Origin of the sequence: Bacillus arachidis, from assembly GCF_030285945.1 — a bacterium.
Lineage (GTDB): Bacteria > Bacillota > Bacilli > Bacillales > Bacillaceae_G > Bacillus_A > Bacillus_A arachidis.
On the sequence record NZ_CP127374.1, the window covers coordinates 1 to 13,262 of the forward strand.

General features: G+C 30.5%; 12 protein-coding genes and 1 pseudogene. 5 read left to right on the plus strand and 8 right to left on the minus strand.

Going from position 1 to position 13,262, the window contains the following annotated elements; all coding sequences use genetic code 11:
• Positions 1-315 precede the first annotated feature (315 nt).
• Positions 316-861: a DUF3967 domain-containing protein gene (locus QRY57_RS01155; protein WP_026593416.1), complete on the minus strand. Its 546-nt coding sequence runs from the start codon at positions 859-861 to the stop codon at positions 316-318.
• A 483-nt stretch (positions 862-1,344) separates the two neighbouring features.
• Between QRY57_RS01155 and QRY57_RS01160 the strand changes: the two are divergent.
• Together QRY57_RS01160 and catA are read left to right on the plus strand one after the other, a co-directional pair.
• Positions 1,345-1,518, plus strand: a pseudogene (locus QRY57_RS01160) (IS4 family transposase); the annotation flags it as partial.
• A 283-nt stretch (positions 1,519-1,801) separates the two neighbouring features.
• A complete protein-coding gene (gene catA / locus QRY57_RS01165; RefSeq protein ID WP_286015256.1) occupies positions 1,802-2,449 on the plus strand; it encodes a type A chloramphenicol O-acetyltransferase in 648 nt (215 codons plus the stop codon).
• Positions 2,450-2,760: 311 nt separating this feature from the next.
• On the opposite strand, the gene QRY57_RS01170 is transcribed toward catA, so the two are convergent.
• From QRY57_RS01170 to QRY57_RS01185, 4 genes are all read right to left on the minus strand, one after another.
• Complete coding sequence (locus QRY57_RS01170) at positions 2,761-2,916, minus strand: hypothetical protein (protein WP_286015257.1); 156 nt, start codon at positions 2,914-2,916, stop codon at positions 2,761-2,763.
• A gap of 267 nt (positions 2,917-3,183) precedes the next feature.
• Entirely contained in the window at positions 3,184-3,819 is a 636-nt protein-coding gene (locus QRY57_RS01175; RefSeq protein ID WP_286015258.1) for a recombinase family protein, read from the minus strand.
• Between the two features lie 314 nt (positions 3,820-4,133).
• A complete protein-coding gene (locus tag QRY57_RS01180) occupies positions 4,134-6,704 on the minus strand; it encodes a Spaf_1101 family AAA-like ATPase (RefSeq protein ID WP_286015259.1) in 2,571 nt (856 codons plus the stop codon).
• A gap of 367 nt (positions 6,705-7,071) precedes the next feature.
• Positions 7,072-8,091 carry a hypothetical protein gene (locus QRY57_RS01185; RefSeq protein WP_286015260.1) on the minus strand — a complete coding sequence of 340 codons (1,020 nt, stop codon included), beginning with the start codon at positions 8,089-8,091 and terminating at the stop codon, positions 7,072-7,074.
• Between the two features lie 345 nt (positions 8,092-8,436).
• Here QRY57_RS01185 and QRY57_RS01190 point away from each other — a divergent pair, with 345 nt between their 5' ends.
• Both QRY57_RS01190 and QRY57_RS01195 read left to right on the plus strand, forming a co-directional pair.
• Positions 8,437-9,027, plus strand: coding sequence for a recombinase family protein (locus QRY57_RS01190; RefSeq protein ID WP_286015261.1), 591 nt, complete (start codon positions 8,437-8,439; stop codon positions 9,025-9,027).
• Between the two features lie 746 nt (positions 9,028-9,773).
• On the plus strand, positions 9,774-11,195 hold the full coding sequence (locus tag QRY57_RS01195) for a transposase (protein ID WP_286015262.1): 1,422 nt from the start codon (positions 9,774-9,776) through the stop codon (positions 11,193-11,195).
• A gap of 746 nt (positions 11,196-11,941) precedes the next feature.
• Here the strand turns inward: QRY57_RS01195 and QRY57_RS01200 are convergent.
• Positions 11,942-12,274: a hypothetical protein gene (locus tag QRY57_RS01200; protein ID WP_286015263.1), complete on the minus strand. Its 333-nt coding sequence runs from the start codon at positions 12,272-12,274 to the stop codon at positions 11,942-11,944.
• 179 nt (positions 12,275-12,453) lie between these two features.
• Here QRY57_RS01200 and QRY57_RS01205 point away from each other — a divergent pair, with 179 nt between their 5' ends.
• A complete protein-coding gene (locus QRY57_RS01205) occupies positions 12,454-12,582 on the plus strand; it encodes a hypothetical protein (RefSeq protein ID WP_286015264.1) in 129 nt (42 codons plus the stop codon).
• Positions 12,583-12,722: 140 nt separating this feature from the next.
• On the opposite strand, the gene QRY57_RS01210 is transcribed toward QRY57_RS01205, so the two are convergent.
• Both QRY57_RS01210 and QRY57_RS01215 read right to left on the minus strand, forming a co-directional pair.
• A complete protein-coding gene (locus QRY57_RS01210; RefSeq protein ID WP_286015265.1) occupies positions 12,723-12,974 on the minus strand; it encodes a YueH family protein in 252 nt (83 codons plus the stop codon).
• 37 nt (positions 12,975-13,011) lie between these two features.
• The gene (locus QRY57_RS01215; protein ID WP_286015266.1) at positions 13,012-13,206 is read right to left on the minus strand and encodes a hypothetical protein; all 195 of its coding nucleotides are present in this window, start codon (positions 13,204-13,206) and stop codon (positions 13,012-13,014) included.
• Positions 13,207-13,262 lie beyond the last annotated feature (56 nt).

Sequence of the window (13,262 nt, forward strand, 5' to 3'; positions counted from 1 at the left end):
CGGAATTAATCCACCGATAAATTTTAAAACTGCCGTTGCGATTGCCATATGATTTCACCTCCTTTTGTTGTTGCTACGATGTGATTCATATTATAATAAGCGCTTATGTTTTATCAATACATCATTATATGCAATATTGCATATAATGATGTAGCAGGTTCCCTTTCTTTGTATTGTCATAAAGTGTACTTTTTGAAATAACATATAAATTTATAATGAATCAATCTTATTCCCCCTTTTCGGGGATTTAGGAAAGATTACCCTATTAGTACAAAAATCTGTATAAAAAAGCCCTGCATATAAGCAAGGCTTTTTCTATTTCCAAAATTGCCACCACTTTTTTTGTTGGGTGGCTGCAATCAATTTTTTAGTCTCCTGGTTTTCACGGATCATAGCCATTAGGTTTTGATCACGTTCATCAATTTTTTGAAAATCCTGTTGTTGTTTTTGCTGTTCAGTTAACCATTCCTTTAAATTTTCTTCATGTTTTTTAAGCAGTTCAGATACTCTTTCAGCAACAATTCTATCCAATTCCTGAATAGCTACAACTCCTTCTCCTACTTGGATCTGTTCAGGTTGTTGTTTAGTTATTTGGATAGGTTCAATGTCTATATATTCAGGTAATCCTTCTTTACTGAGGAGCTCAATAATTTGTTTTGTTCGGAGGTTTCTTTTACTTCTCATTTTAGCTATAAATTGAAAAACAGGTATACATTCTTGATGAATTAAATACTTGTTCTTTTCACCTTGTTGGAAATTTAAAAAACTACCGTAGGTTTGACAGTTTCGTTTTATAGTCATAGCTGATACTTTTATTTCCTTGGCTACTTCTTCAGCTGATAACCAGTCTTTTTGTTGCACTGTTCAGATCACCATCCTTCTAAACATCTATATATCTGAACAGAAAAACAAAGGTTTCCTTGTTTTTCTGTTTAGATGGATATTTAGATAATATACAAATAGTTTAACACCTGAACATCTAAACGCAATATATAAAAGAATTACTAGAAAGTAAAATATAAGGATAGTTCTTAAGTCATGCACAGAATGTTAGTATCATGGGGACTATGGGAATATCTAGCTTCTTATAATAGGACATTTGTTTTTTATTATAAATACGGTATGTAGAATTTTACATTTATTCTTATGAAAAATAAAATACCTACAGATTTAACCAAAATCACTTATAATGCTCTATCTTCTTCTTTATAATCACTTAGCTACATTGAATATAATTGCATTAATTTGCCCCCTATCTCATCATACAAACGAATCTGAGCACCCGCTTTTTTCCTAAACGCAAAATTTGAGTGATTATTTTATTCAACTTTAGATTTTGGCTCTCATCAAGCTATACAACAAAACACCATAGAAATGACAAAGATTCTAATCCGCTTATTCCACCTCCTAGAGAAGAATGGACGGAAATCTCATAGATATGAGAAAAAGACAGTCTTTGATATTATGGGCGTTGTCTATGAGTATAGTGGACTTGGAAAACAAAAGAAAGCAGCATAATTTTTAAAAATGATACCTATCTAGGTTTATTTGGTATGTTCATTTTTAAGGACACAAAATATTTTAAGTTTTTTTCGTTAATATGAACGAAAGTTCATTTTATTTTCCTTCTTACTTCTTCAACTAACGTGGCAGGATAGTGGAAGAATGTATGTTGACTCTAGTTAGAGATACTTGATAATATGGTGGCATGAAATTGTATATAAAAAAGGATGACTGTCATGAAAAAAGCAGTGAAAATAGCCTCCTAAGATAAAATTAAGTATATTAGGAGGCGTTAAATATGAAATTCAATATTATTAATCGTGACAATTGGTATCGAAAAGAATACTTTGAACACTATTTACAACAACAAACAACATTCAGTATAACGAATGAAATTAATATTACTATTCTTATGGAGAACTTAAAGAAAAAGAATTATAAGTTATATCCTGCGTTTATTTTTATGGTTACAAAAATAGTTAATTCCCACAGAGAATTTAGAACTAGTTTTAACTCAGAAGGTAATTTAGGTTATTGGACAGAGATTTGCCCTTCTTATACAATTTTTGATAAGAAGACGCACACATTTTCTGGCATCTGGTCACCAAATTTAGCTAATTTTTCTGAGTTTCATTCTCAATATGAAAAGGATGTAGAAAAATACAATGGTACGGGTAGTTTATTTCCAAAAATACCTATACCAGATAATAATATTCCGATATCTATGATTCCTTGGAGTTCTTTTACAGCATTTAATTTAAATATTAATAATGGTGGAGATTTTCTCTTACCAATAATAACTGGAGGGAAATATTCACAAGTAAATAATGAATTATTCCTACCTGTCTCTTTACAAATTCATCATGCTGTTTGTGATGGTTATCATGCAAGTGTTTTTATGAATGACTTACAAAGACTCGCTGATGAAAGTGCAGACTGGGTTTAACTGGCCATTGGAGGATAATACCAAGGGAACTGTGTGCAACAGTTCCTTTTTTATAGAAATACTAAAGTTTGTGAATAAATGCACTTAAACTAACGGGTGCGTTAGTTTAATAAGAAAGGACATAACATATTAGTCATATAAAATATATTATGTCCTTTAATTTATCTAACTTTTTTCAATTTAGGTCTTGATAATATAACAATGATTAAACTTTATTTCAAATCCACACCGTGCTATCAGAAATGACAAAAAACACTTATACATAAGCTTTCTTTATTCAGTTTATTCATTAACGTTCTTTATTAATAAAATCAAAAAGTGATTAATTGATTAATTGTTCCACGAACGGAAGTTTGTTTTAACTGTCTGTTTGGTTTCATATTCATTCGCCAACTGAATATAGACTTTGGACCAGGGATGTTTCTTTGTAGTGTTCTCATTTGATCTATATCATTCCCTTGTTTCATATGCACGCCCCTTTTTATATGCCATACATATTACTTCTTGTACTGTTTAAACGAATCATTTTTTCATTCATATGTTGAACAGAAATCTTATTTGGATGGCTCGTTTTATAATAGATACTTACTATAAATTATCTAAAAAATCCTTCTTATTTACTAATGAGGTATCGCCTAAAATTTAACGAAACTATACGCTAAGCAATTTCGACATAAAATAAGCCAAATTTCTTTCTTTAATAAAAATTCGGCTCATAGTTTTTACATATTAATTTATAATTTACTTTCCTCATATTCTTTCATTATTTTATAGAAAGTATTTTTCTTGAGTTCTAACATTTCCATAAACATAACAGCAGTAATTTCGCCACTCTTCCATTTTGAATGAGTTTCTTCTATTATATTTATTTGTTGTTTGCTTAAGGTCGAAAGGTTCACTTGAGGACGGCCTAAATGTTTTCCTTGAGATTTAGCTACTGCAATCCCTTCCGCTTGTCTCTGATGAATTTTTTTTCGTTCTTGATCTGCAACATAGGAAAGCAAAGATAAAAATTGATCTTCCATTAAACGTCCCATATCTCCCATCTCACGAAACTTTCGACTATCAAACAGTGTTTCATTTTCTAAAACAACAATATCAGCTTGTAATTCTCTGGTTATATATTTCCACTCTGAAATTACCTCATCATAGTTACGTCCCATGCGATCTAAAGCATCTATGTAAACAATATCACCTGTATTCAATATTTTTCGTAATAATTGATACTGAGGACGATCAAAGTGTCGTCCACTTGCTTTGTCGACAAAAATACGCCGAGCTTCCACTCCTCGTTCCATCATCTTATGTAATTGACGTTGTTCATTTTGATCTTTTGTACTTACACGTATATATCCATAAATATTTGCCACATTTGATACGCTCCTTACATTTGTTACCACAATTATACCATTTTGGTTTATAAAGGTGTTCATAAAAAATAAACGTTTATAAAATATTTTCAATCACCTTTATAAACTTGATGTTTCAATGTTTCATAGATATCCTTTAACTGTTTATAAAGGTATACGTTTATAAACGATTATAAAAACGCTTGGAGTATCAAAATTAACGTTTTTTATGTCGAAAATTGCTTAGCGTATATTTTTGTCAAAATGTGGGCGGTACGCCTTGTAGTGATTCCTACAAGTTCTTTTTGTTTTATAATTCTATTTATGAGAAAAATTTAAACGCCCAATAATATAGTAGAATATGCATCCATCTTATGTTTAAATGATTCTTCCCCACCTTCAAGGTATTGAACAATGTACTTCATTACTATCTTATCACTTGGATATCCTCTATTTTCAATCCATCCATGCTTGTTATCTGATTTTAGTACAATTACTTGTTCCGCATCAGCATTAGTTACAATTGTTGAGCTATGAGTGACTACAATAACTTGTCTTTCATTCTTTACCTGTCGCAAACTAGTTACTAAATTCTTATATATATATTGATTATCTAAATTATCTTCAGGCTGATCAATAATTAAAGGGCTGTTATCACCACAATATGTACCATAGTTCAATATAAATGTTAGTATTGCAACTACCTTTTGTCCTAAAGACAAGTATTCTATGTTTCTCATTATTACTTTTTCATGATTTATTGACTCTTTTGAGTTAATGTTAAAGAAAAGTGTGTAATCATCAATGATTGCAAAATATTTATTTAGTGCAGATAATAAGAGTTCTTTATCCTTAAGCAACTCATTTTTAATTTCCTTATAAACTGTAGTTAAATTGCGTTCGGTAATTACTTCAAAACTTTCATCAACATCATGCATAGAGCTACTAGCATTTTTTGTAAAGCTCAAGATTGAAACTGTTTTTTCTAGTTCCTTATATTTATCATTTGCTAATAAATTTAAAAACTCTAAGAATCCTATACGATCTACAATTTCATATAAATATCTTTCCACTTCTCCCCATGTTAAAAAGGTTTTAGCTAGATGTTTATTTTGATTGATACGAAGTAACAAATCTCCAAGAAAGTAATCTAACTGTTCTTGTTTAGGGGAAATGTCAATTTTTATTAAATCTTTATTTTCTTTATTAAATCCATCAATAACAGTTTTAACATGTTTTTTTTGTGAATCCAGACTTTTAATCAAATCATTCAAATTTTCTCTAAAATACTTTTTATATTTAATTTTATTCTCCTTTTCTAGTTGATTTAAAAACTCTTTAAATTCAAGTTTTATTCCATTGAAAACCGTCTCTCGTACAAAATCACCAATTTCCCCTTGATCTATTCGATGAATGATATTATTAATTGAGTACCCTTTTCTGTAAACTTTTTTTAAAATTTCACGTCGGTCTTGAATAGTAACTAAGGATGCAACAAATGTATCCTCTCTCTCCTTCTCGATTTCAAATAATTCCATCCAGTGGCTAGCAAGTTTTATTTTACCATCTTGAAACATATCAACTATAAAAGCCTTCTTATGAAAAACATGTTTACCAGTGTAACTTTCGCTACTATCTCGTTGAGGAAGGAAACGAATAATATATTCCTTTCCTTTCAAAGAAAACACAATATAAATTCTCTTGTGCTGTGAAAGAAATTCTAACTGAGCTCTATTGGTAGTTTCCAAGGTAAAAACCGTTTCGATTATATTTAATAAGGTGCTTTTTCCAGTACCTCTTCCACCTATGATACAGTTTAAATCTTTCGAAAAATCTAAGTTGAACATATTTTTATCAAACTGATCTTGTTTTTCTTGAGTTCCGCATAAGTAACCATCATCTCCAGGATCGATACATATTCCTTTTATATATTTATCTGTAAAATTTGGTTTGGTAGTAAAAACACAGAAACTATGGTTATTAATCGCTTGTTTTAATGCTCCAAAAGTAAAATTATTAAATTTAATCCAAGTATTGTTTATCCCTATACTATCTAAATCATGAGCATCACTTTCATGAAGAAAACAAAATTCTTTCTTTTTTACATATTTTCTAACTGAATTTAATACTTTCTCTTTAACACTTATGTTAGTTAAGCCTAACACTTTTAAGATATCTGATGAAAATAAACTTTTTTTGTAAATATTTGTTCCTATATATTCTGAGCTGTTTATATGAGCTATATAAGGTAACCCTCCAATATCTGCTATAGCCCGAATTATTGTTAGACTATGATCACAAGTTCCATCATTTTCTGTAATTACAAAACGTTCTAAAAAACCCATTACATTTTCATAATGTTCTTCATCAAATATACCAACTACATGATTTTTATCAGCACATGATATTTCTACTCCTAGGAATAGGTGTATGCTTTTTTGATTTAATACTTTCCCTTTTAGCCTCTCTATAAAGTATTTATTAAGAGCATATTGAAGTTTATAATAACCACTGATGGTATTGTGATCTGATATTACTACAACCTCAATTCTGTGTGAGTATAGTTGATGAGCAATTAACATATAAGCTATGTATTCTTTTAAGTTATCATAAGGTACTTTTTGATTAGACAAAGTATCAAGATACTCCTGTCCTTTATATTCACCATCATTAACGAGAGAAAGCATTTTCTGTTGCTGAATCTCGGTAAAATAACCATAATTTTTTGCTATATTAATAACATCTTGTTCTGTTAGTTGTTGAAACGACTTATCAGGAACTAGACGGTAATCATACGAAGCTGGGGTATGCAAATGAATTTCACATTTCTTCAAATCTCCGTATCTTTTCCGTGCATTTTCAATTTTCTCATATACCTCCAAGAGGTCATCTGTAATTACATTCATTCCACTCATCCTATCACTTTAATTTACTAAAACAGTTAGATATAAGTCATTAGCATAATTATATCACTGAAGATATATAATAAAAAAAATGTATTTACATTCACACTAGAGTACGTGAAAATTTAAAAATCTTTACTAAATGCTTAAATATCCTTTTATAGAGTTAATGAATTCTTCAAATCTTGAAAATTTTTTCTGATTACATAGATGTACATCCCTTAGACCATACTGTTAAATGTGAAAATAATAGAAATGTAATTGCGCCTTAAATATACAATAAAAAGGGAACACATATTATATAGCTAATATGTGTTCCCTTTTTAGTAATAGATGGAGAATATTAAGGATAAAGGTGTAACCTCACAGATTACCTTAGTTTAATCCCAATAATATTTGATGTGCAATGTAGTGCTTTTTTTATTGTATCTTCACCCAATACTTTTTCTTCTTCACTATAATAATCAGCAATTTCTTTTATGGTCCACCCCTGAATTTGAAAACGTACAAGCCATTCAAAATGTTCTTTATTTCTTTTTTCTTTCCCTTCTACATATCCTAATTTTTTCATATAATTTTCTGTACGATTCTTATATAAATCTTTATATTGTTTAAAAGCAATATCTAATTTTTTCTCAAATTCATTCCATGTTTGATCTCTAGGATCCCATGCATACCCAAATGTATACCCTTGTATATTTTCTTTTCTTCCATTAAAGGCCTCAGATAAATCAAATTCATAGTTGGTATAAATGTTCTCATAGCTATGTGCTTCAATGGGAAGTCCTGTAATGTTATACGGATTCATATTTTCAGAGTTTGGAGTAAAAACAAAAGGAAATTCATCTCCAGTGAAAACTTTGTCTTTGATTTTATTTTCGTCTAACTCTTCTTCGTCCTCTATATAAATTGAGTCAGTTATAGACCAATTAATAATATACTGTGGTAGCTCTCTACCCATTTGGCTATAGAATTTCTTTTTTTTCTCTATTTCTGCAGGATGATTTCGTTTGCTAGGTATAGCCCAAAGTCCAATTTCTAAAAACGTTTTCTTATTTAATGAATTATCCACTAAATTATATTTTTGAGCCCATTCAATAATTGCATCTCTTAATTCTAGAAGATGAGAATTACATTGAGTATTTGCTTTTTCAAGCACTGCCCAATCACTCATATCTACAATACTACCGTTAGAATCATCTAATGCTTTATGTAATCGCTCCGCTGTCGTATAAATTGGTACAATCTTATTTAAATCTTCCACAAATTGAGGATCAAGTGCTTCTATAACACGTAAAAAATAAGTAATTGCCTGATACTGGTAATAATTTGTGAATACAGGGATATTATCTATTTTATCTCTTTCCGGATGAAAATATATTTTCTTCATGAAATCACCTCAACTTTTATTTAATGCTATTGTCTCACCTTTATTTTTACTTTAATAGGAAATACAAAAACCTTTTCTAATTCTTTTTCACACAGCACTCTAAATTGGCATTATATCCCACAATTAAGTTTTTAAAGTACATTGTAAGAATTTGCAGAGTACCAAAAGGTACACCTTATGATGTACCTTTTTTTCAACGGAATGATTGTAAATTTTAACAATCACCACAACATCTTATTCATAACTTAAAAGTTTTGACACTATTTTCGAAGTACTGTAATATCAGTACATAGAGAGGTGTCATAACTTAGTGTCTAAAGTTAACTGTAAAAAGGAGCAATTTTTATGAAATATGGCTACGCACGAGTCAGTACATTACATCAAGATCTTGAGTCCCAAATTCAAACATTACAAAAAGAAGGTTGCGAAAAAATTTATTCCGAAAAATTCACTGGAACAAAAGCGAATCGTCCAAAGTTCCAGGAGCTATTGTCTTTGTTAGAAACAGGGGATACACTTGTCGTTACAAAATTAGATCGTTTTGCCCGTTCCACAGTTGATGCGATACAAACTGTCAAAACATTATTTGAAAAGGGTGTAAAGGTCCATATACTTAATATGGGTTTAGTTGAGGATACGCCAACAGGTAGACTGGTATTTAATGTAATGAGCGCATTCGCTGAATTTGAAAGAGACATGATTGTAGAACGTACACAAGAGGGAAAAGCAATTGCAAAGTTACGTGAAGATTTTAGAGAAGGCCGACCAAAAAAATTTAACAACAAACAAATTGAACACGCACTATCATTATTAAAAAATCAATCATATAAGCAAGTTGAAGAAATGACAGGCATTAGTAAGAGTACATTAATTCGAGCGAAGAAAAAAGCGCAAGTCAGAAATGAAGTGGAGCCAAGAGAAATTTTAGAACAATAAAAAAGCTATCTACAATAAGATAGCTTTTGATTAAATAACTATATAGAATGCCTGGATGGTTACATAATATCCAGGGTTAACCCTTGCGTGAGTGGATATATCCCTCCGCCTTAGGACGCTGAATCGCCCTAGCCTCTTGTAGCAAAAACTACAATGGCTGTTTTAATTCACCTTAAATAATCCATATAAAATAAACTAGATCAAATTCATATACACTAAAAGATACGGATTCACATTCTATATGGTTCATTCAAAACCCTTCTATCCAATTCTTTACGCAACTTCCGCATAATATTCACATTCTACATAGTTCATTCAAAACTATGGATGTACTCATTAATGAAGTTTTAGCTAGGTAATTCACATTCTACATAGTTCATTCAAAACCCATATACATGTTGTCAAAAAACACGATTGTAGCACTTATTATCTAATTCATGTTCCAAAGGTTTTTTTCCTTTTTTTGCAAAAAACCTTCAATAAAGTTTTTCATTCATACGGTAAAATGCTCATGAACCATTTGATATCAATACTTTGCATTATCATCTTCTATTCAGTGATACGCTGAAATTTTAAAAAGCTGTATTGTTATTAATTTTTATTTTGTATGAATATTTGTTTCAAAAATGAAGAGCTGAATATAAGAAAAAACAGACAGGGGAAAATGAGGTACTTCACGAATTATGATGAACAAGTCCTTTTAAGATATATGCAATACAAGCTTTCTAGTCAAGGAGTGATAAAACATGATTATCGCTAGGAAAATTAAGCTTATTATTATTGGTGAAGATCGAGATACCCAGTATAAATTTATTCGTGAAGAACGTTATAAACAAAATAAAGCTTTAAATGTAGCAATGAATCATTTGTACTTTCTTCATGTTGCAAAAGAGAAAATTCGATTGTTAGATATGAAATTTTTACAGAATGAAAAGAAACTACAAGAAGGCATTAATAAGCTTTATGCTGAAAAGAAGGTTATAAAAGATGAGAAAAAAAGAAATGAACTAGAAAAGAAAATACAGAAACAAACAAATGAATTAAAGAAGTTGCGAAGTAAAGGTAATAAAGAAGCGGATAAGATTTTACAAGAAGCGATTAAAATTAATCTTTCTAGTACAACACGTGAAGTAATCAGTAAACAGTTTGATTTGATAAGTGATACAAAGGATCGGATTACACAAAAAGTATACCAAGACTTTAAATCTGATTTGAAAAACGGTTTATTGAGCGGTGAACGTGTATTACGTACATATAAAAAGAATAATCCATTGTTAATAAGAGGACGTGCATTGAATTTTTATCGTGAAGGAAAAGATGTAATGATTAAGTGGTTTGGAGGTATTATTTTCAAATGTATGCTTGGGCAACATAAAAATAATGCTCAAGAGTTAAAAGCGACTTTAAATAAAGTGTTAGAAGGATCTTATAAGGTATGTGATAGCAGTATTTCAGTAGGAAAGGAACTAATTCTTAACTTATCCTTAGATATAGGAGAAATTGATACAAATGTATCCTGCAAAAAGGGACGTGTTCTAGGTGTTGATTTAGGTATGAAGCTCCCAGCATATATGTCTATAAATGACAAACCGTATATTCGGAAATCATTAGGAAGTTTAGATGATTTTTTAAAAATCCGTGTACAAATGCAAAAAAGAAGAAGAACTTTACACAAGGCATTAGTGAATGTAAAAGGTGGAAAAGGTAGAGAGAAAAAATTACAAGCATTAGATCGCTTAAAAGTAAAAGAGAAGAACTTTGCAACAACTTACAATCATTTTTTGAGTTATAACATTGTTAAGTTTGCAAAAGACAACCTTGCTGAACAAATTAATATGGAATTTCTTGCACTAGCAGGTGAAGATAAAGATATAATTTTAAGAAATTGGTCTTATTATCAGTTGCAACAATTTGTAGAGTATAAAGCTAAGCGAGAAGGAATCGATGTGAAGTATGTAGATCCATATCGTACAAGTCAAATGTGCTCAAAATGTAGGAATTATGAACCAGGACAAAGGGAATCGCAGGAAAAGTTTATTTGTAAATCATGTCATTTGGAAATCAATGCAGACTATAATGCATCACAAAATATTGCTCATAGTAAAAAATATATTACAAATAAAAATCAAAGTGAGTATTTTAAAAAATTGCAGCATACCACCGAATAGAGGATATTAATGCAAAGTATTGATATCAATGGGATTGTAGGTATTTTATGAGAGAAGTAAAAAGTCTTATTACAGGTTTACTGCAAAACAGGAAATTTACCTTTGGATCATGAAGTATATAAATAGTGCTATAATCATGTTCTTTGAAAACATGTAAATGGGGTTTTAAATGAACTATATAGAATGTGAATATATCGTTGATTTGTTTGTTAATACTTACAACACTTGGTTTTAAATGAACTATATAGAATATGAACAAAAACGAATTATTCTGTTATATATTTTGTTTCCAGTTATATATGAACTATTTGGAATTTGAATTTGTGTTCAATGAGATTAAGCATCAAGTTTAAATTATTTATAAGAAACATTAAAAAGCCTGTTATAACCAGGCTAGGGCGATTCAGCGTCCTAAGGCGGAGGGATTTTCCCACTCACGCAAGGGTTAACCCTGGATATTATGTAACCATCCAGGCATTCTATATAGTTATGAAATTAAAAACTATCTTATTTATAGATAGCTTTTTTATCAGTTCAAAATTAAGCCTGCATATAAGGAAACAAAAAGACTCTCATCTACTTACGAGAGTCTTGATATTCTTCTATTTGTTCTCGTGTCCAAACTGGACCACTTGAAATTTCTTGTATAGGTTTTGGAAATACCCCTCGTCTTCGATAGGTGGATATTTTACGCTTATCCCAACCTAAAATATCTGCAACATCAGATAGACCAACAAGGGGCGGAATTACTTTCCCATAATCACGAAAGGAGTTGTATCTGTTAAATCACTTTCGTTTGCATAAATGCAAATTGAATGAGTGTGTACGGATTCCGGCTTTTTGGCGTGGTTAGAGTACATCCATTCTAACTGTAACTCAACGCCACCTTTACCACCTAGCAACCCCTTATTGTAACAAGGCTTTACAGTCATAGGGAATCGGAATGGCACATGATGGTAAGTACATTTTGTAATTAAAGAATAAAAATTTCTTTTTACTGCATCAAGCAAGTTTTCTCCCTCGATTGTAAATTTGTTTGCAATTGATGGTGAACCAGCGATCTGAACTGTAAATTCCATTCTTATCATCCTTTCCGACTGCTTGCCATATGGTCAAGTCTTATGTGGTTATTCATTGTATGATAAAGTCAACATTTTGAGTGAAGAATTTAAATCGATCTTTTTTATAAAACTACACAAAAAGGATTATTTTGTTTGGAAATAGTATGAAAGCATAATTTAGAAAAGGAGGAATTCCAATGAAATACATAAATCATAAATACGCGGATGGAAATACCGGACACCATACCAATGAACAAGGTGGTTTGAAATGGTCACAACATGGGAATGGTGGCGGTCATCCTATTAGTGAGCCAGGTGGACATTAAAAACAACTAATTAAAACATAAAATTAACTCCTCATTATTTTAAGATGTAAACCTAAAAGATGAGGAGTTGACTTATATACAGACCAAAACATACGCATGATCATAATATTCTTTAGAGATTCCCAAAGGTTCCACGCATATTAATTAAATTCACTAAAAACAAAATTATAAAATGCATCTGTAATACTTTCAGCATCTTGATCTGAAACATGTTTTGATAATGTCTGGATTAACAAAGGTCTTTCTTCTTTAAAATCCATTGCATAATCTATTAAAAAACTCCAATTCCAGGATGGAATAGCAATCAAGCAACTATGCTTCATTTCGTGTTCACAAAAATAAACCGTTGGTGATCCATAGCTTTTTAGAGCCTCAAATTCCACACATTTCATCTTTCCATCTCCTTTCTTACAATTTTTATAAAGCCTTTTATTTTTGAGTATTGAAATGTCTCTTATACTTTTTTTGAGTCTCATTGGTAATTTTCATACTGACTAAAATCGCCAATGCAAAGTACATAGTAAATTTACCTATCACTGCAACGATTGCACCACTAATAAGAAGTATCACAAAAGTAAGAAAAGATATGGTGAAAATAAGTTCGTCATTTTTTCTTTCACACATCCTAGTCTCCTCCTTTAATTCCTATAATGTGAATTTATAATTCGTATTTTCATGTC

Excerpts from the sequence above, each read along its gene's own strand:
- catA (WP_286015256.1), top strand. The coding sequence starts at position 1,802 with ATGAAATTCAATATTATTAATCGTGACAATTGGTATCGAAAAGAATAC.
- QRY57_RS01170 (WP_286015257.1), bottom strand. The coding sequence starts at position 2,916 with ATGAAACAAGGGAATGATATAGATCAAATGAGAACACTACAAAGAAAC.
- QRY57_RS01180 (WP_286015259.1), bottom strand. The coding sequence starts at position 6,704 with ATGAATGTAATTACAGATGACCTCTTGGAGGTATATGAGAAAATTGAA.
- QRY57_RS01185 (WP_286015260.1), bottom strand. The coding sequence starts at position 8,091 with ATGAAGAAAATATATTTTCATCCGGAAAGAGATAAAATAGATAATATC.
- QRY57_RS01190 (WP_286015261.1), top strand. The coding sequence starts at position 8,437 with ATGAAATATGGCTACGCACGAGTCAGTACATTACATCAAGATCTTGAG.
- QRY57_RS01195 (WP_286015262.1), top strand. The coding sequence starts at position 9,774 with ATGATTATCGCTAGGAAAATTAAGCTTATTATTATTGGTGAAGATCGA.
- QRY57_RS01200 (WP_286015263.1), bottom strand. The coding sequence starts at position 12,274 with ATGGAATTTACAGTTCAGATCGCTGGTTCACCATCAATTGCAAACAAA.
- QRY57_RS01205 (WP_286015264.1), top strand. The coding sequence starts at position 12,454 with ATGAAATACATAAATCATAAATACGCGGATGGAAATACCGGACACCAT.
- QRY57_RS01210 (WP_286015265.1), bottom strand. The coding sequence starts at position 12,974 with ATGAAATGTGTGGAATTTGAGGCTCTAAAAAGCTATGGATCACCAACG.
- QRY57_RS01215 (WP_286015266.1), bottom strand. The coding sequence starts at position 13,206 with ATGTGTGAAAGAAAAAATGACGAACTTATTTTCACCATATCTTTTCTT.